This is a genomic window from Stenotrophomonas sp. PS02301 (genome assembly GCF_029959485.1).
Lineage (GTDB): Bacteria > Pseudomonadota > Gammaproteobacteria > Xanthomonadales > Xanthomonadaceae > Stenotrophomonas > Stenotrophomonas maltophilia_Z.
Window position 1 is genome coordinate 24,770 of record NZ_JASCOO010000025.1, and the last position, 21,466, is coordinate 46,235.

Consider the following 21,466-nt stretch of genomic DNA (forward strand, 5'->3'; position numbering starts at 1 on the left):
TTTACTCCGGAATCACCACGGTGCCATCGGGGAACACGATGGCACCGTCACCGCTGACATCGAAGAAGCCCAGCTGGTGGGTGTTGGCCAGCACCTGCACCAGGCCGTGCGCGTTCTCGGCCACCTCGTCATCGAACGAGGCATAGACCACGTGCTGGCCGATACTGTAATCGGTCACTTCCGGGCGGTCATCTTCCTCATCGGACAGCGGGCCGTCCATCGGCGGGTAGTGCTCGGCGAGCGCGGCGAAGAACGCCTGAAGCGCCGGCACCGACACCTTGGGGTCGTCGTAGTCGTGCGTCTCGTTCCATTCGGTCTGCGCGTCGTACCACTGCAGGAAGGCCTCGGCCTCGCGCGGGGCGACGGCGGGGTCGAACACCATCAGGTCGTAACTCATCGGAAATCACCTTGATCCATGCGCAAATGCATGCGTCAGGATAGCCCTGATCGGTGTGGGCCGGCCGGTCTGCGGCCAGGCCGGTTCAGCGCGGCGCGGGCAGGCCGGGTGCCGCTGCGGGGGTCTCGGCAGGGGTATCGACCACCGGCGCCTCGGGGAACAGGGCATAGCGCAGCCCGATCAGGCCCATCAGCGCCTCATCGCGGGCCTTGCCGGCCGCCACGGTCTGCACGCGCTTGAGCGAGGCCTCCAGCCGGGCCTGCAGCCCGGTGGGGGCGGGCACCGGCCGGCGCTGCGCGGCCTGGGCGCGGTAATGGCGGGCGGTATCGTCCAGGATCGCGTCGATCGCGGCCACGCTGGCCGGCGGCAGGCCGTGCCGTGAGCGGCGCAGCTGCAGGATGTTCAGGCCGATCCGCGCCTCGGTGAGCATGTCCACCGAGGCGATATCGCTGCCTTCCGGCGTCGCCGCCAGCCGCGGTGCCAGCAGGCCGAGCAGATCGAGCATGCGTGCGGCGAACTGCTGGCGGTCCTGCTGGCCACGGCCCTCGGCTGCATCGGCCAGCGTGTTCCAGCCCTGGCGTACGAGCCGGCGTGCGGTCCACTCGGCACCCACCGAGCGGAACAGCCGCGTCATCACCACCGCAAAGCCGATCCCGATGAACATCGCCACGGCAGAATTGATGAAGCTCTGGATGTTGGCGCTGTAGGTGTTCTGCACGTTCAACAGCGCGACCAGATTCACCGTGAGCGGCAGACCGATCAATGCGGTCTTGGGCCGATGCAGCAGCAGGCCCAGCGGCAGGAAGATCACCGCCAGCACCAGCACCAGGCTGCCGAAGTCGTGCACGGCCGGGAAGATCCCGAACAGGTACACGCCGGCCACCAGGCTGGCCACGATCGCCCAGAGCAGGAAGGACAGCATGCTTGGCGCCGGATCATCCTGCGCGGCGAAGAATGCGGCAGCCACCGCGGCCATCATCGCGCCGTTGCCGCCGCCCTCCCAGCCGAGCCCGATCCACAGCACGCAGTACGTCATCAGGGCGACGCCGGCACTGGCGGCCGAGAACAGCGCCATGCCGTAGTCCACGTGGCGCACGTGGTCCACGCGCTGGGTGCGCACGCGGTAGTGCGCGGTATCGCTCGGCGCGGTGCCGGCATCGATGGCGGCATGCAGGGTGGTGCAGTCCTGCCAGAGGTCCACCAGTTCTTCCAGGCGCAGCAGCAGGGTGACCAGCAGCAGGTGATCCAGCTCGCCGTCCACCGCCGGCTTGAGCGCGACGATGCGGGCGCGCAGTGTGGCGTACGTGCTGGCGCTGGAGCGGCCGGGCTGCTCCAGCCACTGCGCCAGATCGGCGATCAGCGTCTCCAGCCCAGGCGGCAGCGCACGGCCACCCGCGCGCAGCGCCCCCAGCCGGTCGGCGATCGAGGAGAGCACCGGCAACATCAGCAGCATGCGCTCGCGCAGTCGCTCCATCGAGACCGCCGCACCGGCATGGCGCGGGTCGTCGCGACGCATGAATTCGATCAGCGCCTCGAACTGGACCAGATCGGCGGCCAGCCGGTTGCGCGGGCCATGCGCGTGGCCGCGCGTCAGGATCTGCCGGCACCAGTCGGCGGCATCGCCCATCCAGTTGCCGATCCGCGCGCGCAGCATCGGCCGCACCGAGGCGGGGAAGAACAGTGAGGCAAACAGCACCGCCACCACCGTGCCGAGGATGATCTCCTCGCTGCGCGCCACTACGGCGTCGAAGATGGTGTCCGGCGAGGTCACCGCCGGGAAGCCGATGAAGGCGGTGGTGTACCCGGCCAGCAGGAACGCGTAGCCGCGCGGGCCACGGTTGAGCAGGGCGATGAACAGACACCCCGACAGCCACAGCGACATCGCCGCGCTCAGCAGCAGCGGCGTTTCCACCAGGTGCGGCAGCATCCACAGTGTCGCCGCACCGGCGATCAGCGTGCCGAGGATGCGGTAGGCGCCCTTGGCACGGGTCGGGCCCAGCATCGGCTGGGTCACGATGTAGACCGTGGCCATCGCCCAGTACGGCCGCGAAAGATTGCCGGCCAGGCCGATGTACAGCGCCGCGATCGCCGCCAGGAAGGTTTTGACCGAGAACAACCAGGCCTGTCTGTCCAGCAGCAGCATGGCTTACCTCGCGGCCGTGCCGGTGGCGACGGCGTCGGCATTCCAGCCGCCGCCGAGCACCAGGAACAGCTGGATCTGGTCGCGCGAGACCTGCGCCTGCGCGTCCGCCAGGGTCGCATCGGCGCTGGCCAGGCTGCGGTCGGCATCCAGGCTGGCCAGGTAGGGCGTGCGCCCGCCCTGATAGAGGCGGCGGTTCTGGCTGGCAGCCAGATCGGCCTGCTGCTGTGCCTGCTGCAGGAACTGCAGCCGCTGCAGATCCTGGGCATAGCGGCTCAGCGCGGTCTGGGTTTCGCGCAGGGCCTGCAGCACGCTGTGATCGAACTCGGCCAGCGCGGCATCGGCACCGGCCTCGGTGGCGTGGATGCGCGCATGCGTGCCGGAAGAGGGCAGCGTCCAGGAAATCAGCGGGCCGATCGACCATTGCTGGGTCAACGGCGTACCGAAGTCTTCCAGTAGGCCGGCCGCACCGACCGAGGCGCCCAGGCGGATGTCCGGGTAGAGCTCGGCGGTGGCCACGCCGATCCGCGCGGTGGCGGCGGCCAGCTTGCGCTCGGCCTGGCGGATGTCTGGGCGGCGTTGCAGCAGCGCGCGGCCATCGCCGATCGGCAGGGCCTGGGCCAGGGTCGGGGCCTGGCTGCAGTCGCTCACGCCCTCGGGCAGCTGGCCTGGCGTTCGGCCGAGCAGGGCGGCCAGCTGGTATTCGGAGGCCTGGCGGTGTGCACGCAACGGCGGCAGCGCGGCCTGCAGCATCGCGACCTGGGCATTGGCGCGGGCCAGCTCCGGCGGCGTACCGCGGCCGGCCGTGATCAAGCGCTGGGTGACCTCGCGGCTGCGCTGCTGCAGCTGCAGCGAGTGCTCGGCCACGTGCAGCTCATGGTTGGCGTGGCAGATGTCGGCGTAGCTGCCGGCCACCTGCGCGACCAGCGACACGCGCGCCAGGTCCATCGCGGCGGCGGTGGCCTGCTCGTCGGCATGCGCGGCCTCGGAGGCGCGCTTGAGCTTGCCGAACAGATCGAACTGATAGGACACCGCGAATTTGCCGTCGGCCAGGTTGATCGGCGGCAGTTCGTGCTCAAGCAGGAACGATTCGGCCGAGAGCTGCGCGCGGCTGACTCCGGCCTCGGCCTCGTACTCGAACCCACCCGCATCCAGCGCCTGCTCGTACACGGCGGCGGCGCGGCGCAGGTTGGCATCGGCCACCTTCAGTTCCACGTTGTCGCGCAGCGCCTGCTGCACCAGCGCGTTTAGGGTGTCGTCCTGGTACAGCTCCCACCAGCGTGCGGGCAGCGCGGCGCCAGCGGCGACCTGCGGGTTGCCGGTGTCCAGGAAGGCGGCGTTCGCCTCCGGCCGCTGGAAGGCGGACCCGGCCGGCACCGCGTAGTCCGGGCCGACGGTGCGGCACGCGGCCAGCGTGGTCAGTGCCACCCCCAGGGCGATGCGGTGAAGCGCCGGGCGGTTCACAGCGCCGTCCGTGCCGGTTGCGCTGGCGTGGCCTGCGCGGTGTCCGGCTGGATGGTGACGGTGGCGGTACGCCCTGCGATCAGGTTCACGCCGGCCGGCACGCGGTCGATATGGATGCGCACCGGGATGCGCTGGGCCAGCCGCACCCAGTCGAAGGCAGGCGTCACGTTCGGCAGCAGGCTGCTGCCTTCGCTGCGGTAACGGTCTTCGATGCCGGCGGCGATGCTCTGCACGTGGCCCTGCAGCGGCTGCGCTTCGCCCATCAGGCGGATGTCGACCTTCTGCCCGGCATGCACGCCCTGCAGGCGGGTTTCTTCGAAGTAGCCGTCCACGCGGAACGAGCCGGTATCGAGCACGGCCATCACCGGGCGCCCGGCGGTCACGTAGTCGCCCGCGCGCACGGTGCGGTCGTTGAGGTGGCCATCGCTGGGGCTGCGCACTTCGGTACGCGCCAGGTTGAGCTTGGCCAGATCGACGGCGGCCTGCGCGGTGGCCATCGAGGCCTGCGCGGCGAGCAGCTTGGCGCGGCGCACTTCGGCATCCTCGGCGGCGACCAGATCCTGCAGGCTGCGGTCGCGCGCGATCTCGCGGCGCAGCTGGTCCAGCGTGGCGCGGCGTTCGCCCAAGGCGGCCTGGGCCTGCTCCAGCGCTATCTCATAGCGTGCCCGGTCCACCACGAACAGCACCTCACCGCGCTTGACCGGCTGGTTGTCGGCCACCTTCACCGCCTCCACCAGCCCGGACACGTCCGGCGCGACCTGCACCACGTCGGCGCTGACATGCGCATCACGCGTCCACGGCTCATCCATGTAATAGGCCCACAGGTGGCGCAGCACCAGCACGGCGGCCAGTACGGCCACGGCGGTCAATACGACCGGGAATGTCTGCTTGAGGATCTTGTTCACGATTGCATCCAACGCATCAGGGAAAACAACCCGCCGAGCACGATCACGTACACGGCCAGGTTGAACAGGGCGGGGTGCCAGATGTGGCGGTAGGCGCCGGTGCGCTGCAGGACCACGCGCAACCCGCTCTTGAGCAGGTAGGCAAGCAGCATCAACCCGAGCAGGGTCGGGACGAACACACCATAGAGACTGAATTCACCGTACATCGAGGCAAAGGATTCACAGGGGAGCGGAAAGGGGATCGCCCGGCGTCGAGGGACGACACCGGGCGGTACAACGGGGAACAGGCTTACGTCACGCGGTCAGCCGCATCGGCCAGCAGCTGCCACAGCTTCAGGACGGTGCGCAGTTCATCCAGGGTCAACTCGCCGAACACATCCTGGCGCAGGCCGATCAGCTGGGTTTCCAGCTCGCTGACCAGGGCCTCGCCCTTGTCGGTCAGCCACAGCAGGTTGGCGCGGCGGTCGCTGGCGTCGCATTCGCGGCGGACCAGGTCGCTGGCGGCCAGCTTGTCCAGCAGGCGCACCAGCGAGGGCCCTTCCATGCCCAGCTGGTGGGCCAGCGCCACCTGGCGGATCCCTCCCCCGGCGCGCCCGATCATCAGCAGCGGCATGGTGCAGGCAGCGGAAATGCCGTAGCTGCCCAGGGCCTGGTCGGCCAGGCGCTGCCACTGCCGCCCTGCATAGAGCAGGCCGGAACTGAGCTGCATCTGCAGCTGGGTACGTTCGTCAAGGGATCGGTTCATTAGAATAGATAGGATACTACTAATTCGTCTCCTATCAATACCCGTGGCACAACCGCGGCCCAATGAATGCCTTTCCGAGCGCGGCCCGGGCGCCCCAGCGCAGGACGCCCGAGGGGTCTGTCGGGTACGATGCTCGCCCCCCTTCGGGTGCTGTATGTAATGAGCAAGCAAGACAACGACGCCAACCCCGTCACCCAGGCCGAGGCCGAATCGGCGGTGCGCACCCTGCTGCGCTGGGCCGGTGAAGATCCGACCCGTGAAGGCCTGCTGGATACCCCGCGCCGCGTTGCCGAAGCCTATGGCGACTGGTTCAGCGGCTACCGCGACGACCCGCGCGCCTACATGGAGCGGACCTTCGAGGAAGTGGCCGGCTACGACGAACTGATCGTGCTGCGCGACATCGAGTACGAAAGCCACTGCGAACACCACATGGCGCCGATCATCGGCCGCGTGCACGTCGGCTATCTGCCGGCCGGCAAGGTGGTGGGCATCAGCAAGCTGGCCCGCGTGGTCGAGGCGTACGCGCGCCGCTTCCAAGTCCAGGAAAAGATGACCGCGCAGATCGCCCAGTGCATCCAGGACGTGCTGCAGCCGGTCGGCGTGGGTGTGGTGGTGGAAGGTGCGCACGAGTGCATGACCACCCGCGGCATCCACAAGCGGGGCGTCAGCATGGTCACCTCGAAGATGCTGGGCAGCTTCCGCGAGGACGCGCGCACCCGCGCCGAGTTCCTGCGTTTCATCGAAGTGGGCGGCAAGCGCTGATTCCCCGCGCTGTCGCGCGCGGCCGGCAGGCGCTGGGCTTCGGCCCGGCCCTGCGGGTGCGTGCGCGTCCCGTTTCCCTCCCGGCCGCCGCGACCCGCGCGGCCCGTCTTCCTGTCCCCGGTCTCGAATGAAACATCGCGAGCGCATTACCCGTTACCGCCACCTGCGCGAACAGTCGCAGTGGAAGCTGCTGGCGGCCGATCACGCGCCGGAGATCATCGGCCTGCTGCAGAGCCTGCTGATGCAGGACGAGCGCACCCTGTCCACTGCGGTGCTGCACGAACGCCTGCAGCGCGCGCTGGATGATCTCAAGGCCGATGAGCTCTCGCGCGACCTGCCTCGCACCGCACAGGCCTACATCGCGCACTGGCTGGCCCAGGGCTGGCTGGAACGTCGCCTGCCCGAAGGCGCCGACCAGGAACAGTACGAACTGTCCACCCAGGCCGCGCAGGCGATCCGCTTCGCCGACAGCCTGGAGCAGGCGCGCGCTGCCGCCACCGAGAGCCGGCTGGCGCTGGTGATCGAGCAGCTCTCGCAGCTGGCCGCGCTGACCGAATCCAACCCGGATGCGCGCCTGTCCGCGCTGCGCGACGAGCGCGACCGCATCGATGCCGAGATCGCCCGTGTCAGCGGCGGCAAGGTCTCCTCGCTGGACGGCAAGCGCGCGCTGGAGCGGACCCGCCAGATCATCGGCCTGGCCGACGAGCTGACCGAAGATTTCCGCCGCGTGCGCGACGACTTCGAACGCCTCAACCGTGAATTCCGCGAACGCATCATCGATGATGAGGGCGAGCGCGGTGACGTCCTGTCCAAGCTGTTCGAAGGCGTGGACGTGATCGGCGACAGCGACGCCGGGCGCAGCTTCGAGGCGTTCTGGCGCCTGCTCAATGATGCCGAACAGAGCGCCCAGCTCGATGCCGCGCTGGAGACCGTGCTCGCGCGTGGTTTCGCGCGCAAGCTGGATCGCAACGAGCGCACCTTCCTGCGTGGCTTCACCACCACCATGCTTGAGCGCGGTGGCCAGGTCCACGACGTGCTGCAGCACTTCGCGCGCAGCCTGCGCGGCTTCGTGCAGAGCCGTGGCTACCTGGAACAGCGCCGCCTCAACCAGCTGCTCAAGCAGGCCCAGGGTGAGGCGCTGGGCCTGCGCGACCACATCCCGGCGCAGCGCGGCATCGGCCGCGACCTGCAGCTCACCACCAGCCGGCTGCGCTCGCTCTCGCAATGGAAGCTGCACGATCCGCGCCAGGCGCAGGTGGATGGCAGCGTGCAGCGCAACGACACCGCCGCGATCTCGCTGGAGAGTGTCGGCGACCTGGTGGCTGCCTCTGAAATCGACTTCCGCACCCTGCGCCGCGATCTGCACGAGCTGCTCGGCGAGCAGCCGCGGCTGTCGATCGCGCAGGTGCTTGAACACCGCGAGGCCCCGCAGGGCCTCGGCAGCATCATCGGTTACCTCTCGCTCGGCACCCGCCACGGCGAGGTCGCCACCGATCAACAGGAGATCGCGCAATGGCGCGGCGGCGATGGCCAATGGCGTCGCGCCCGCATTCCGCTGATCTGGTTCACCCAGGAGAAACGCCATGAGCTGGCATGAACAATCCACCGACACCCCGATCGACGGCGGCGCAGACGAGCAAGACGACGAGCCGGTCGTGGTGACGCCCGTCCTGCGGCGTAACAATGACGTCTTCTACATGGGCGACACCGGCCGGCTGCCGCTCGATGGCCGCCGCGCGCTGTGCCAGCTGCTGATCGGCCCGAGCATCGACCAGCTGCGCCACGCCAAGCTGTGGCCGGCGCTGATCCGCAGCGAAGCGGCGATCCGCTCGGCGCTCTCGGACCTGTTCCTGGAACTGGTGCTGGACCGCGAGAGCGGCGTGGCCTTCACCCGCCAGGCCGATACCGAAGATATCGATGCACCGGTGCTGCTGCGTACCTCGCCGCTGACCTTCATCGATTCGGTGCTGCTGCTGCACCTGCGCCAGCAGTTGGCCGAAGCCGATGCGCGCGGCGTGCGCGCGGTGGTCGAGGATGCCGAACTGGCCGAAGCACTGGCCGTGTACGAGCGCCACCTGTCCACCGACCGTGCCGGCTTCAACCGCCGCGTCGCCAGTGCCGTGCAGAAGATGAAGGACAACCACATCCTCACCCGCCTCGGCGGCGACGATGCGCGTCATGAAGTCTCGCCGGCATTGAAACTGATGTTCTCCGCCGAAGATGTCGCCGCCCTGGCCCAGGTGTACCGCCGCCTGCGCGAAGCGCCGGCCGACCTCGACGCCTGAGCGCGCGCCCGCGCGCCGCTGCCCTGCCTGGATTGCTAGCCCTGCCATGACCGTCCACATTCCCGCACCCGCTCTGTTCCCCGGCGACCAGCCCGACCCGCGCGCGCAGCAGTTCCGCATGCGCCGCCTGCAGGTCCACAACTGGGGCACCTTCTCCGGCCTGACCGAAGTGCCGATCGCCGAACGCGGCTTCCTGTTCGTCGGCCGCTCCGGCTCGGGCAAGTCGACCCTGCTCGATGCGATGTCCGCGCTGCTGGTACCGCCGGCCCTGGTCGACTTCAATGCCGCCGCGCGCGAAGCCGAACGCAGTGGCCGCGACCGCAACCTGGTCTCCTACGTGCGTGGCGCCTGGGCCGACCAGCAGGACAGCGGCACCGGCGAAATCGCCACCCAGTACCTGCGTAAAGGCGCTACCTGGACCGCGCTGGTACTGGAATACCGCAGCAATGACGGCCGCATTGTCAGCCTGGTGCGCCTGTTCTGGATCGCCGGCAACGGCGCGGCGGCGGCCGATGTGCGCAAGCACTACATGGTGGCCGAGCGCAGTTTCGACATCGCGCGCGACCTCGGCGGCTTCGACCTGGACCTGCGCAAGCTCAAGCAGCGCCTGGGCGATGTGCATCACTTCGACAGCTTCGCCAGCTACGCCGAACGGTTCCGCCACGTGCTCGGGATCGAGAACGAGATGGCGCTGCGCCTGCTGCACAAGACGCAGTCGGCGAAGAACCTCGGCGATCTGAACGTGTTCCTGCGCGACTTCATGCTCGATGCACCGCGCACCTTCGATGCCGCCGAGCGGCTGGTCGATGATTTCGCCGAACTAGATGGCGCCCATCAGGCCGTGGTCACCGCGCGCCGCCAGGTCGAAACCCTGCTGCCCGCACGCGGCCACTACGCCGATCTGCAGGCACTGCGCCGCCAGCGCGAAGACCTGGATGAGATGAAGCTGGGCATCGACGGCGTGCGCGAGCAGCGTCGCCTGGCCCTGCTCGAGGCGCGCCTGCTGGAACTGGATACCCGTGACCGCGGGCTGTCCGGCGAAGAAGGCCAGCGCCGCAGCGCGCTGGACAACCATGAAAGCCACCTCGCCGAACTGGAAGCGCAGCGGCGCCAGCAGGGCGGCGAGCGCATCGAAGAGCTTGAGCGCGAGCAGGGCCGTGTCGCCCAGGAGCGCGACCGCCGCCTGGCCAAGCGCAGCCAGGCCAACCACGCTAGCCGCGAACTGGGGGAAACCCTGGCCGAGACCGCGCACGGGTTTGCCGAGCAGCTCGCCCGCGCCCAGGCCCGCCTGGACGATGGCCAGCGCGCTGCGGCCGAGCTGGATGAAGCCATTGCCGAGCGCATGGGCGGCAAGCGCGACGACGAACGCCGCTTCGCCGAGGTGCGTTCGGAACTGGAGGCGCTCAAGCGCACCCCGTCCAGCATCCCTGCACCCATGCAGCAGCTGCGCGCACGCCTGAGCAGCGATACCGGCATTCCCGAGGCGGCACTGCCGTTCGTCGGCGAACTGCTGCAGGTCCGCGACGAAGACGCCGCATGGCAGGGCGCCATCGAGCGCGTGCTGCACGGCTTCGCGCAATCGCTGCTGGTCGATGAGCGCCACCACGCCCAGGTCTCGGAGTGGATCAACCAGACCCACCTGGGTACCCGCCTGGTCTACTACCGCGTACGCCGCAACGACGATGCGCTGCAGGGCCGCGAGCCGGGCGCACGTTCGCTGCTGCACAAGCTGGTGCTGCGCGAGCACGGCTATGCCGGCTGGCTGCGCCGCGAGCTGGGCAAGCGCTTCGACTACGAATGCGTGGATGCACGCCATCTGCGCGATACCGACCGCGGCATCACCAAGGAAGGCCAGGTCAAACACCCGGGCGAGCGCTTCGAGAAGGACGATCGCCACAACATCAGCGACCGCCGCCGGTGGCTGCTGGGCTTCAACAACCGCGACAAGCTGGACCTGTACGAGCGCGAAGCGATCGAACTGGCCCAGCGCATCGCCGCCTGCGACAGCGACGTGGCCGGCCTGCGCGCGCAGCGCGAACAGGACGGCAAGGCCCGACTGGCCTGCCATCAACTGTGCACGCTGGGCTGGGACGAGATCGATGTGGCCGCACCGCTGCAGCGCCTGGACGACATCGCCCAGGCCCTGCACGACCTGCGCGAAGGCAATGCCGATCTGCGCAAGCTGGGCGAACAGATCGAGAAGACCCGGGCTGATGTGGCCCAGGCCAAACGCACCTATGAAGACGTGCGCGTGGAGCGCGGCCAGCTTGGCCGTGAACACGAACGCCTGGAACGCCTGCACGAGCAGTGCGCGCCGCTGGCCAAGCGCGTGGTCACGCCCCTGCAGCAACAGGGCCTGGACGAACGCCTGAAAGTGCTCGGCGTGCTCAGCCTGGAGAACCTGGAAGCCCACTTCCGGCAGATCAGCAACACGCTCAACGAACAGCTCGGCGGTTCCCAGGCAGAACACAACCGCCTGGAGAACCTGCTGCTCGGCTGCTTCCGCCGCTACTGCCAGGCCTGGCCCGAAGACAGCGGCGACTTCACCGTCAGCCTGTCCAGTGCCGAGGATTTCCTGGCCCGCCTGCAACGGCTGGAGAACGATGGCCTGCCGCAGCACGAGGCACGCTTCTTCGATCTGCTGCAGAGCCAGAGCAAGAACAACCTGCTGGCCCTGCAGCGGCACACGGCCGAGGCGCGCAAGTCGATCGCCCAGCGCCTGGACGAGGTCAATGCCTCGCTGGAGCAGGTGCCGTTCAACCGCGGCACCCTGCTGACCATCGAACTCACCGATCGCCGCCTGCCTGAAGTGCTGGAGTTCCACCAGCGCCTGCGCGACGTGCTGTCCCAACAGCAGACCGACCAGCGCGAACTGGCCGAAGCACAGTTCGCGGTCCTGCGTGAGCTGGTCGCCAAGCTCGGCTCGCAGGAAGGCGAGGACAAGCGCTGGCGCGAGCTGGTGCTGGACGTGCGCCTGCATGTGGAATTCGTCGGCGTCGAGCTCGACGCCGCCACCCGCCAACAGGTGGAGATCTACCGCAGCGGTGCGGGCAAGTCCGGCGGCCAGCGCCAGAAGCTGGCCACCACCTGCCTGGCGGCCGCGCTGCGCTACCAGCTCGGTGGCGCCGACGGCCAGCTGCCCAGCTACGCGGCGGTGGTGCTGGATGAAGCCTTCGACAAGGCCGACAACGAATTCACCGCGCTGGCGATGAACATCTTCGACAACTTCGGGTTCCAGATGGTCGTGGCCACCCCGCTGAAGTCGGTGATGACGCTGGAGCCGTTCATCGGCGGTGCCTGCTTCGTGGAGATCAGCGGTCGCCACGACTCCGGCGTGCTGCTGATCGAGTACGACGACGAAGGCAAGCGCCTGAAGCTGCCCGAGCGTGCCCGCGCCGGCGAGACGACGGCGGCACCGGCACCGGCACCGGCCGTGATCGCCGCGCCTGCCGTGGTGGATGCCCCCGAGGTGATGGCCAACGAGGTGATGGCTGCCTCGGTCGACGAGGACGCCCACGTCGAGGCCGAGGTCGAGGGCGTGGACGCACCGGCAGCCGTGCCGGCATCCCGCGCGAAGAAGGCTGCGCCCCAGGTACCGGCGAAGAAAGCGGCAAAGAAGACGGCCACCAAGGCCGTACCCAAGGCGGCCGCAAAGAAGCCGGCCAAGCCCAGGCGCTGAGCAACCAACGGGTCAGCCCCAGGGCTGGCCCGTCCGGCTAACCGCCGAAGGTATCCCAGCCCATCCGGGCGATCAGCACCACCACCAGGCCGACGAACAGCTTGCGGATGAAGGGCGTGCCACCGCGCAGCGCCATCCGCGTGCCGACCACCGAGCCGATGATGTTGGCCGCGGCCATCGGCAGCGCGAACAGCCACAGGATGTTGCCGGTCGGCACGAAGAAGGAGATCGCCGCCACGTTGGTCGCCAGGTTCACCACCTTGGAGGCGGCAGACGCCCGCAGGAAGTCCAACCCGAAGAAGCGCACGAACAGGAAGATCAGGAAGCTGCCGGTGCCGGGCCCGAAGAAGCCGTCATAGAACCCGATCACCGCACCGATCGCCAACGCGGTGACCAGCTCCTTGCGGCCGATCTCGCGCGGGCGGTGCAGGGCACCGAAGTCCTTCTTCCACAGCGTGTAGCCGAGCATCGCCACCAGCAGCACGAGCACCAGCGGGCGCACCGCATCCTTGGGCAGCAGGCTGACCGCCGTGGCCCCGGCGAAGGAGAACACGAAGGCCGTGCCGGCCGCGAACAATACCGGCCGCCACGGGAAGCGCACATTGCGCGCGTAGCGGAACGCGGCGGCGGCCGTGCCGAACATCGAGCTGAACTTGTTGGTGCCGAACAGCATCGCCGGCGTGTGCTGCGGCAGGACCGTGAACAACCCGGGCAACTGCACCAGCCCACCGCCGCCGACGGCGGCATCCACCAGGCCGGCGATGAAGGCGATCGCCACCAACCACAACAGTTCAGGGGGAACCAGCTCAAGCACGGCGGCACATCGCGGCAGAAGGCGCGCCAGCATACGCCCGGTCATCGCGCGACAATACCCCCATGACCACCGCCCTCTCCGATCCCTGTCCCTGCGGCCACCCACTGGCCTACACCGCCTGCTGCGGCCTCTACCACGCCGGCACACCCGCGCCGGATGCCGAAGCGCTGATGCGCTCGCGCTACAGCGCCTACGTGCGCCACCTGGCCGCGTACCTGCTGGCCAGCTGGCACCCGTCCACGCGCCCGGCCGAGCTGTCGCTGGACGAAGCACCCGGCCAGCGCACCCAGTGGCTGGGGCTGACGATCCACGCACATACCCGCTCAGATGCCGACCACGCCCAGGTCCGCTTCACCGCGCGCTACAAGGTCGGCGGCGGCAGTGCGGTGAAAATGCTCGAACACAGCCGCTTCGTCCGCGAAGACGGCCGCTGGTTCTATCTCGACGCGTTGCCCTGAGCCAGCGCGGTGGCGCGCACCGGCACGGTGCCCTGCTGCCCAAGCGCACGCACACAGTTGCGGCCGGCGTCCTTGGCTGCATACAGGGCCTGGTCGGCGGCCTTGAGCACTGCCTGCGGGCTGTCGGCGACCCGGCTGTCGGCCACGCCGATGCTCACCGTCACCTGCACCACCTCGCCACTGCCACCGCGTCCACGCTGCAGCTGCCCCACCGCATCGTCGCGGCTGCGCGCGGCCCGGTCACGCAGATGCATGCGGACGCCTTCGATCCTGGCGCGGATTTCCTCCACCGACGCCACGCAGGCCGGGGCAGGGCGATCCAGGAACACCAGCGCGAACTCTTCGCCGCCGTAGCGGAATGCGCGGCCACCGCCCCCGATCTCGGACAGGCGCGCGGCCACCAGCTTGAGCACGTCATCGCCGGCATCGTGGCCGTGGGTATCGTTGAAGCGCTTGAAGTGATCCACGTCCACCATGGCGATGGTGTAGGTGGCCCCGACCCGCTGCAGGCATTCATTGAACGCGCGGCGGCCGGGCAACCCGGTGAGTTCATCGCGGAAGGCCATGTGGAAGGCTTCCTGCAGCATCGCCGAGATGACCAGCAACAGCGCCATGCAGCTGACGGCGGGCAGCAGGGCCGGCGAGACGAACACCCGTGGCAGCATCCACCACAGGCAGAGCAGGGCGATCAGCAGGGCGGTGTGCAGCGGCCGGGGCTGGCGCCAGGCCTGTACCGCCAGCGCGACCGTCGTCACCGCGAACAACAGCGCAGGCAGCTGGGCCAGCGCATTCCAGCCACTCGGCAGCCACGGCAGGTGGCGGTCCGACAACAAGGCATGCATGCCGACCGGGCCTTGTGCGGCCATCAGCAGGAAAATGCCGAGGGCCGTCCCGCTGACCACGCCGCGCAGCAACAGGTCCTGGCGCAGCCGTCCGCGTTCGGGCCACAGCCCATGCAGCAGGAACAGCAGTGGCAGCCACCACGACACCGCGTGGAAGATCAGCGGGGTCAGCGCCGAAACAACGCCATCGCGCAGGAACGTGCCGACCACACCATGCAGCAGGGCGAACGCCGAGGCGATGGCCAGCATCAGGCACAGCGCCCGGACGCGGTTGTAGATCAGCGCCAGGCCGACACCCAGGCAGGCCAGCACCATCGGCAGCAGGCGATGCACCGAACTGCCGGCTTCCGCCGCGGGGGTGGCGGCCCACAATCCCAGCGCCACCAGTACTGCAGGCAGCACGAACAGATAGTGACTGGGCTGGCGTAGCAGATGCGTCCGCAAGAAGGGGTCCACGTGGTGGCCGGCGCGCCGTGGCTGCAGCGTGCAAACCGGACTACACAGGCGATGGGTCTTCCCCGGTAGCGGCCTGCGCGTATTCAACTTGAGCAATGTCACCGGATCGATGCGGTGCCATGACGTGGCACTCACCCCGGCTGGTCGATCCTCACCGCAATGAATACCGCCGTCGCTGCCGCACTACCGCACACTGCCGCCCCGCCATCGCCGCTGGCCGTCCGCTACGCCAGCGTGCGTGCACGCACGCTCGCGCTGGCCGCACCGCTCAGTGCCGAAGATGCCATGGTCCAGAGCATGCCCGACGCCAGCCCGGCGAAATGGCACCTGGCCCATACCACGTGGTTCTTCGAGCGCTTCGTGCTGGCGACCCGCCCCGGCTACGCGCCGATCGATGCGGACTGGCACTACCTGTTCAACAGCTACTACCAGAGCATTGGCCCGGCCCATGCACGCCCACAGCGCGGCCTGCTCTCGCGCCCGACGCTGGACGAGGTGCTGCACTTCCGCGCGGAGATCGATCAGCGCGTGCTCGCCGCACTGCAGGCCGGCAATCTGAGCGAGCAGGCCCAGCATCAGCTTCTGCTCGGCCTGCACCATGAGCAGCAGCACCAGGAACTGCTGCTGACCGATATCAAGCACGCGTTCTGGTCCAACCCGCTGCAGCCGGCCTATCGCGCGGATCTTGTCGCGGCGCCGGCCCGTGCGCTGCCGCTGCGGTGGCTCAGCAGTCCCGAACAGATCGTGGAGATCGGCGCGCCGGTCTGGCCCACCCGCCCCACGTTCGCCTATGACAACGAATCGCCGGTCCACCGCGCCTTGGTGCCCGCGCATGCGCTGGCCAACCGCCCGGTCAGCAATGAGGAGTACCGCCAGTTCGTGCAGGCCGGTGGTTACCGCGAGCCGCGCTGGTGGATGAGCGAAGGCTGGACGCTGTGCCAGGAACAGCAGTGGCAGCACCCGCTGTACTGGGATGACGCGCTGGCGCGCGAGTTCACCCTCGGCGGCTGGCGTGCGCTCGACCCCCACGCACCGGTCTGTCATCTCAGCTATTTCGAAGCCGACGCCTACGCGCGTTGGTGCGACGCCCGCCTGCCCACGGAGTTCGAGTGGGAAGCGGCGACGGCCGGCCGCGCCCTGCGTGGTCGCTTTGCCGACGCCGATGCGCTGCACCCGGGCGGCGCGGAGGAGGAGGGCGACATCGTCCAGCTGTTCGGCGATGTCTGGGAATGGACCAGCAGCGCCTATGGGCCGTATCCAGGCTTCCGCACCTTCCCGGGCAACCTCGGCGAGTACAACGGCAAATTCATGTGCGGGCAGTGGGTGCTGCGCGGGGGCAGCTGCGCCACCCCGGCAGATCACCTGCGCGCCAGCTACCGCAATTTCTTCGCGCCGTCGGCCCGGTGGCAGTTCGCCGGCCTGCGCCTGGCCCGGGACGCCGCATGAGTTCGGTCCGTGATGCACTCCAAGCGCTGACCGATCTGCAGCCGGATAGGGACCAGATCACCGCCGACATCCTGCGTGGCCTGTCCTCCACACCGCGGCAGCTGCCCTCCAAGTACTTCTACGATGCGCAGGGCTCGGCGCTGTTCGAGCAGATCACCCAGCAGCCGGAGTACTACCCGACCCGCACCGAGCTGCAGCTGCTGCAGGACTGCGCGCGTGACATTGCCAAGGTGGTCGGCCCACGCTTGCATGTGGTCGAGCTCGGCAGTGGCAGCGGGCGCAAGACCGAACTGCTGCTGCATGCGCTGCGGGACCCGGTCGCCTACACCCCGATCGAAATCTCCCGCGCTGCGTTGCTGGACAGCATCACCCGGCTCGCGCCCTCGCTGCCAGAGATCGAAATGCTGCCGGTCTGCGCGGATTTCACCCAGCCGGTGCAGTTGCCATCGCCGCAGCGCGATCCGGCCCGCCACCTGGTGTTCTTCCCCGGCTCGACCCTGGGCAACTTCGCCCATGACGACGCCATCGCACTGTTGAAGGCGATGCGCCAGACCATGGGCCCGGATGGCATGGCCCTGATCGGCATCGACCTGCACAAGGACGCGGCGCTGATCGAAGCGGCGTACAACGATGCCGCCGGGGTCACCGCCGAGTTCACCCTCAATCTGCTGCGCCGGCTCAACCGCGACATCGGCAGCGATTTCGATCTGGAGGGCTTCCGCCACCGCGCCCGCTACAGCGTGCCGCGCCTGCGCATCGAAACCGAGCTGATCAGCCAGCGCGACCAGCGCGTGCAGCTGGATGGGCAGAGCTTCGATTTCGCCGAAGGCGAAGCGATGACCGTGGAGTACAGCCACAAATACACCGATGCGGTGTTCGCCCGGATGGCCGCGGATGCCGGGCTGCAGGTGACGGCGCACTGGAACGCGACCGATCCCGCCTTCGGCCTGCGCCTGCTGCAGCCGGCCTGACCTGCGCGGCATTGCCGCTATGATGCAGGTCCACTGGCTGCAAGGATTCCGCCAATGCGATGGTCGCCCCTGTTGTTGTCCGGGCTGTGGCTCGGCGTACCCTCGCTCGCGGTCGCCGCGCCGGACGCCTTCTCCACGTGCCTGGTCACCCTCAAGGCCCAGGCCGGCAAGCAGGGCATCCCGGCTGAGCGTTTCGACGTGCTCACCGCCGGGCTGACCCCCGATCCCAGCGTGCTGCCGCTGCTGGATGCGCAGCCGGAGTTCACCACCCCGTTGTGGGACTACCTGGCCGCGCTGGTGGATACCCAGCGCGTCGATGACGGGCGCGCCCGTCTGATCGAGCACCGTGATCTGCTGGCCCGTGTTTCGGCCGAGTACGGCGTCGATCCGGCCGCCATCGTCGCGGTCTGGGGCGTAGAGAGCGATTACGGGCGCGTGTTCGGCAAGCGCCCGCTGCTGCAGTCGCTGGCCACGCTCTCCTGCGAAGGCCGCCGCCAGCCCTTTTTCCGCGGTGAACTGCTGGCCCTGATCAAGCTGATCGATGCCGGCGACCTGCGCGCCGAGGGCCTGACCGGCTCGTGGGCCGGCGCCTTCGGCCACACCCAGTTCATGCCGTCTACCTATGCGCGTATCGCGGTGGATGGTGACGGTGATGGTCGTCGCGATCTGGTCGCCTCCATTCCCGATGCGCTGGCCTCCACCGCCAACTATCTGAAGAAGGCCGGCTGGCGCACCGGGCAGCCGTGGGGCATCGAGGTGAAGATCCCGGCCGGCTTCAACACCGCCCAAGCCGGCCGCACCCAGCGCAAGCCATTGGCCGACTGGCGCGCGCTGGGCATCGTGCCGGTTGCCGGCGGAACGCTGGCGCCGGCCGGGCTGCCCGCCGACAGCACTGCCGCATTGCTGCTCCCGACCGGTGCCAAGGGCCCGGCGTGGCTGGTGTTCCGCAACTACGACGCGATCTACGCCTACAACGCCGCCGAGAGCTATGCCCTGGCGATCGCCACCCTGGCCGATCGCCTGCGGGGTGGCCCGGGTATCGTCGCCGCCTGGCCAACCGATGATCCTGGCATCGGCCGTACCGAACGCCGAGAGCTGCAGACCCTGTTGCTGGCCCGCGGCCACGACATCGGTACGGCGGACGGCATGATCGGTACCGCCACCCGCCGCGCCATCCAGGCCGAGCAGCAGCGCCTGGGCTGGGCCCCCGCCGATGGCCGTGCCGGCCAGCGCATCCTCACCGCCCTGCGCGGTGCTCCTCCTTCTTCCACACCGACCATGCCCGCATCCACCGTGTTCACCCTGCCGCCCAACCATGCCCAATACGTCCAGTCGCCGGCCGCGCCGCGCGCTGCCCTGCCCAAGGTGCCCGGACTCAGCCTGGCCGACATCCAGGGCTTCCCCGCGTGGAGGGTCGAGACCCCGTTCGCCACCGCTGCGATCAGCGTGTTCGGTGGCCAGCTGCTGTCCTATGTGCCCAAGGGCGGGCAGGACGTGATGTGGCTCTCGCCGAGCGCCCAGCCGCTGCCGACCCCGATCCGTGGCGGCAGCCCCGTGTGCTGGCCGTATTTCGGCCGCCAGGGGCAGGGCAGTGACGTCCCTTCGCATGGCTTCGTCCGCAACGTGCCATGGACCCTGCAGCAGGCCCGTCGCGAGGCCGATGGGACCATGGTGCTGACCCTGGCCCCGCCGGTGCTGGAGAACCTGGATCTGCGCCTGCGCATGGAACTGCGGATCGGCCGCACCCTGGAACAGCGCCTGATCACTGAGAACACCGGCCGCCAGCCGGTCGCCTTCACCCAGGCCCTGCACAACTACTTCCATGTCAGCGATGCGATGCAGGTCAGCGTGGAAGGCCTGGATGGCCTGTCCTACCTGGACAAGTTCGAGAACTACGCGACCCCGCGCCAGCAGCAGGGCGACTGGAGCCTGCGCGACCCGCGCGATCCCGGCCGCAGCGACCGCATCTATACCCAGGCCGGTGGCCGCTATCTGCTCAAGGACCCGGGCCTGAAGCGCCGCATCGAGATCACCACGAGCGGCAGCCGCTCGCTGGTCGCGTGGAACCCGGGCGAGGCGGGCGCCAGCAAGATGGCCGATGTCGGGGCCGGCTGGCGCAACTATGTGTGCCTGGAGGCGGCCAATGCCGGCCCGGATGTGGTGACCCTGGCGCCGGGTGCGCAGTACGTGTTGCAGCAGACGCTGGCGGTTCGCCCGCTATGAGTACGGTTCCGCCCCCGGCCCGGATCGACGAGAGTGCCGGGAATCCTTATCGCGCGCCCAGCACCGCCATGCACGAGGCCATGATCGACGCCCAGATCGATGCGGCCGTGGCGGTGCATGACCGCCATCCGCTGCTGGCGAAGGCGGTGGGCGACAACTTCGCGTTGTATGCCCGTCGCTGGCATCTGGATGACGCCGGTGGCCGCTGGCCGCGCCCGTGGCACTGGCCGGCCGTCCTGTTTGGCTTCCACTGGCTCATGTACCGGCGCATGTACCTGGTGGCATTGGCGGTGCTGATCGCCGATTTCGCCATTGGCATGGCGATGGTCCTGCTGGACCTGGCGGTGGGCGGCGTCGTGTTATCGCTGGGTGTGCAGCTCTCGCTGGGCATCTTCGGCAATGCGCTGTACCGCTGGCATTGCCGCCGCATGGTGGCGCGGGCGCAGGCCCGTTTTACCGGGCAGCCGGAGCGGATCAACGCGGAACTGGTGCGCCGCGGGGGGACCAGCCGGCTCGCGCTGGGTGTGGGCCTGGCGCTGTTCGTCGTGCTGCGGGTAGTTGAAGGCGCGTGACCCGTCAGTGGGCGACCGGGCGCGGTCGCAACGCCACCAGGCAGATGCCGCCGGCCACCAGCCCCCAGAAAGCCGAGCCGATCCCGGCCAGCGACAGGCCCGAGGCGGTGACCAGGAAGGTCACCAGGGCCGCCTCGCGATCGGCCTCCTCACGCAGGGCCATCGCCAGGCTGTTGGCGATGGTGCCGAACAGCGCGATCCCGGCCACGCAGGCCACCAGTTCCTTGGGGAAGGCGGCGAACACGGCCGCCACCGTCGCCCCGAACAGCCCGACCACGATATAGAAGGCGCCCGCGGCCACGGCTGCGGTGTAACGCCGCGCAGGATCCTCGTGTGCTTCGCGCCCCATGCAGATCGCCGCCGTGATTGCGGCCAGATTGAGCCCAAAGGCGCCGAAGGGGGCGAGCAGCGTATTGACCACCCCGATCCAGCCGATCACCGGCGATACCGGCGTGTCGTAGCCGGAGGCGCGGATCACCGCCACGCCCGGGATGTTCTGCGAGGCCATGGTCACCACGAACAGGGGCAGAGCGATGCCGAACACCGCCGACCACGACAGCGTTGGCCAGGTGAACACCGGCGTGGCCAGCTCCAGCCGCACGTCCTGCATATGAAGCAGCCCCTGACCGGCCGCCACCATGACACCGACAAGCAGCGTGGCGATCACCGCATAGCGCGGGAACAGCCGTCGCCCGATCAGCCAGGTGGCGAACATCACCAATGCCATGCCCAGCTGGGTGCCCATCGAGACGAACACATCCAGACCGAAGCGCAGCAGTACGCCAGCAAGCATGCCCGCGGCCAGCGCCATCGGCACACGCTTCATCAACTTCGCGAAGATCCCCGAGAAGCCGGCGAGCATTCCGAGCACCGCGGCAAGGACGAACGCACCGATCGCATCGCTGTAGCCGACCGCGCCCGCACCCACCACGAGCATTGCCGCACCCGGCGTGGACCATGCAGTGACGACCGGCATCCGATAGCGCAGTGACAGACCAATACAGGTCACGCCCATGCCAAGGCCCAACGCCCACATCCACGAGGCGATCTGCGCCTGGTCGGCGCCAACCGCGCGTGCGGCCTGGAACACGATCACCGCCGAACTGGCGAAGCCCACCAACACCGTAATGAAGCCCGCCATCACCGCAGGCAGGGAGAGATCGCGCCACAACGAACGTTTGCCTACCGCGGACATCGCATGCATTCCTGATGACTAGAGATGCATTGTTAGCAAGCCAGCGGGCCCCCCCCCCAACCCCCTGCGGGCCCCGCGGTTTTAAAACACACACGATTGGGGTCCCGGGTTT

17 protein-coding genes and 1 pseudogene are annotated in these 21,466 nt (G+C 68.9%); 9 read left to right on the plus strand and 9 right to left on the minus strand.

Features of this window, described 5'->3' with window-relative positions; genetic code table 11:
* Position 1: 1 nt before the first annotated feature.
* From QMX81_RS08775 to QMX81_RS08800, 6 genes are all read right to left on the minus strand, one after another.
* Positions 2–397, minus strand: coding sequence for a hypothetical protein (locus QMX81_RS08775; protein WP_088435243.1), 396 nt, complete (start codon positions 395–397; stop codon positions 2–4).
* Positions 398–482: 85 nt separating this feature from the next.
* The gene (locus QMX81_RS08780) at positions 483–2,540 is read right to left on the minus strand and encodes an FUSC family protein (protein WP_282260667.1); all 2,058 of its coding nucleotides are present in this window, start codon (positions 2,538–2,540) and stop codon (positions 483–485) included.
* A gap of 3 nt (positions 2,541–2,543) precedes the next feature.
* The gene (locus tag QMX81_RS08785; RefSeq protein ID WP_282260669.1) at positions 2,544–4,001 is read right to left on the minus strand and encodes an efflux transporter outer membrane subunit; all 1,458 of its coding nucleotides are present in this window, start codon (positions 3,999–4,001) and stop codon (positions 2,544–2,546) included.
* Positions 3,998–4,906 (minus strand): HlyD family secretion protein, encoded by a 909-nt coding sequence (locus tag QMX81_RS08790; protein ID WP_282260671.1) that lies wholly within the window; start codon positions 4,904–4,906, stop codon positions 3,998–4,000. Before QMX81_RS08790 ends, QMX81_RS08785 begins: the two co-directional genes overlap by 4 nt.
* Complete coding sequence (locus QMX81_RS08795; protein ID WP_019183984.1) at positions 4,903–5,112, minus strand: DUF1656 domain-containing protein; 210 nt, start codon at positions 5,110–5,112, stop codon at positions 4,903–4,905. The genes QMX81_RS08790 and QMX81_RS08795 overlap by 4 nt, the downstream gene beginning before the upstream one ends.
* Before the next feature lie 83 nt (positions 5,113–5,195).
* Positions 5,196–5,651 carry a MarR family transcriptional regulator gene (locus QMX81_RS08800; protein WP_121043644.1) on the minus strand — a complete coding sequence of 152 codons (456 nt, stop codon included), beginning with the start codon at positions 5,649–5,651 and terminating at the stop codon, positions 5,196–5,198.
* Positions 5,652–5,810: 159 nt separating this feature from the next.
* Here QMX81_RS08800 and folE point away from each other — a divergent pair, with 159 nt between their 5' ends.
* The 4 genes and pseudogenes from folE to QMX81_RS08820 all read left to right on the plus strand — a co-directional run bounded on the left by folE (position 5,811) and on the right by QMX81_RS08820 (position 12,377).
* Complete coding sequence (gene folE, locus QMX81_RS08805) at positions 5,811–6,413, plus strand: GTP cyclohydrolase I FolE (RefSeq protein WP_019183982.1); 603 nt, start codon at positions 5,811–5,813, stop codon at positions 6,411–6,413.
* Between the two features lie 127 nt (positions 6,414–6,540).
* The gene (locus QMX81_RS08810) at positions 6,541–8,010 is read left to right on the plus strand and encodes a DUF3375 domain-containing protein (RefSeq protein ID WP_282260681.1); all 1,470 of its coding nucleotides are present in this window, start codon (positions 6,541–6,543) and stop codon (positions 8,008–8,010) included.
* A gap of 88 nt (positions 8,011–8,098) precedes the next feature.
* Positions 8,099–8,698: pseudogene (locus QMX81_RS08815) on the plus strand (DUF4194 domain-containing protein); the annotation flags it as partial.
* A gap of 46 nt (positions 8,699–8,744) precedes the next feature.
* On the plus strand, positions 8,745–12,377 hold the full coding sequence (locus tag QMX81_RS08820) for an SbcC/MukB-like Walker B domain-containing protein (protein WP_282260688.1): 3,633 nt from the start codon (positions 8,745–8,747) through the stop codon (positions 12,375–12,377).
* A 37-nt stretch (positions 12,378–12,414) separates the two neighbouring features.
* On the opposite strand, the gene QMX81_RS08825 is transcribed toward QMX81_RS08820, so the two are convergent.
* Positions 12,415–13,191: a TSUP family transporter gene (locus QMX81_RS08825; RefSeq protein WP_121044016.1), complete on the minus strand. Its 777-nt coding sequence runs from the start codon at positions 13,189–13,191 to the stop codon at positions 12,415–12,417.
* Positions 13,192–13,253: 62 nt separating this feature from the next.
* On the opposite strand from QMX81_RS08825, the gene QMX81_RS08830 reads away from it, so the two are divergent.
* The gene (locus QMX81_RS08830) at positions 13,254–13,649 is read left to right on the plus strand and encodes a YchJ family metal-binding protein (protein WP_282260690.1); all 396 of its coding nucleotides are present in this window, start codon (positions 13,254–13,256) and stop codon (positions 13,647–13,649) included.
* Here QMX81_RS08830 and QMX81_RS08835 read toward each other — a convergent pair.
* A complete protein-coding gene (locus QMX81_RS08835; RefSeq protein ID WP_282260692.1) occupies positions 13,628–14,935 on the minus strand; it encodes a GGDEF domain-containing protein in 1,308 nt (435 codons plus the stop codon). The genes QMX81_RS08830 and QMX81_RS08835 overlap by 22 nt on opposite strands.
* 171 nt (positions 14,936–15,106) lie before the next feature.
* Between QMX81_RS08835 and egtB the strand changes: the two genes are divergently transcribed.
* From egtB to QMX81_RS08855, 4 genes are read left to right on the plus strand one after another with little or no spacing between them, the layout of a single operon-like run.
* Positions 15,107–16,393 (plus strand): ergothioneine biosynthesis protein EgtB, encoded by a 1,287-nt coding sequence (gene egtB / locus QMX81_RS08840; RefSeq protein WP_282260694.1) that lies wholly within the window; start codon positions 15,107–15,109, stop codon positions 16,391–16,393.
* Positions 16,390–17,364 (plus strand): L-histidine N(alpha)-methyltransferase, encoded by a 975-nt coding sequence (gene egtD, locus QMX81_RS08845; protein WP_121043622.1) that lies wholly within the window; start codon positions 16,390–16,392, stop codon positions 17,362–17,364. The genes egtB and egtD overlap by 4 nt, the downstream gene beginning before the upstream one ends.
* Positions 17,365–17,418: 54 nt before the next feature.
* On the plus strand, positions 17,419–19,587 hold the full coding sequence (locus QMX81_RS08850; protein ID WP_282260696.1) for a lytic murein transglycosylase: 2,169 nt from the start codon (positions 17,419–17,421) through the stop codon (positions 19,585–19,587).
* On the plus strand, positions 19,584–20,159 hold the full coding sequence (locus QMX81_RS08855) for a DUF2628 domain-containing protein (protein WP_121043616.1): 576 nt from the start codon (positions 19,584–19,586) through the stop codon (positions 20,157–20,159). Before QMX81_RS08850 ends, QMX81_RS08855 begins: the two co-directional genes overlap by 4 nt.
* 4 nt (positions 20,160–20,163) lie before the next feature.
* Here the strand turns inward: QMX81_RS08855 and QMX81_RS08860 are convergent, their stop codons facing one another.
* Positions 20,164–21,354: a benzoate/H(+) symporter BenE family transporter gene (locus QMX81_RS08860; protein ID WP_282260700.1), complete on the minus strand. Its 1,191-nt coding sequence runs from the start codon at positions 21,352–21,354 to the stop codon at positions 20,164–20,166.
* Between the last annotated feature and the right edge of the window lie 112 nt (positions 21,355–21,466).

Coding starts and splice junctions, on each gene's coding strand:
- QMX81_RS08860 (WP_282260700.1), bottom strand. CDS start 21,354: ATGTCCGCGGTAGGCAAACGTTCGTTGTGGCGCGATCTCTCCCTGCCT.
- QMX81_RS08800 (WP_121043644.1), bottom strand. CDS start 5,651: ATGAACCGATCCCTTGACGAACGTACCCAGCTGCAGATGCAGCTCAGT.
- QMX81_RS08810 (WP_282260681.1), top strand. CDS start 6,541: ATGAAACATCGCGAGCGCATTACCCGTTACCGCCACCTGCGCGAACAG.
- QMX81_RS08830 (WP_282260690.1), top strand. CDS start 13,254: ATGACCACCGCCCTCTCCGATCCCTGTCCCTGCGGCCACCCACTGGCC.
- QMX81_RS08780 (WP_282260667.1), bottom strand. CDS start 2,540: ATGCTGCTGCTGGACAGACAGGCCTGGTTGTTCTCGGTCAAAACCTTC.
- QMX81_RS08855 (WP_121043616.1), top strand. CDS start 19,584: ATGAGTACGGTTCCGCCCCCGGCCCGGATCGACGAGAGTGCCGGGAAT.
- egtB (WP_282260694.1), top strand. CDS start 15,107: ATGAATACCGCCGTCGCTGCCGCACTACCGCACACTGCCGCCCCGCCA.
- QMX81_RS08850 (WP_282260696.1), top strand. CDS start 17,419: ATGCGATGGTCGCCCCTGTTGTTGTCCGGGCTGTGGCTCGGCGTACCC.
- egtD (WP_121043622.1), top strand. CDS start 16,390: ATGAGTTCGGTCCGTGATGCACTCCAAGCGCTGACCGATCTGCAGCCG.
- QMX81_RS08820 (WP_282260688.1), top strand. CDS start 8,745: ATGACCGTCCACATTCCCGCACCCGCTCTGTTCCCCGGCGACCAGCCC.
- QMX81_RS08775 (WP_088435243.1), bottom strand. CDS start 397: ATGAGTTACGACCTGATGGTGTTCGACCCCGCCGTCGCCCCGCGCGAG.
- QMX81_RS08795 (WP_019183984.1), bottom strand. CDS start 5,112: ATGTACGGTGAATTCAGTCTCTATGGTGTGTTCGTCCCGACCCTGCTC.
- folE (WP_019183982.1), top strand. CDS start 5,811: ATGAGCAAGCAAGACAACGACGCCAACCCCGTCACCCAGGCCGAGGCC.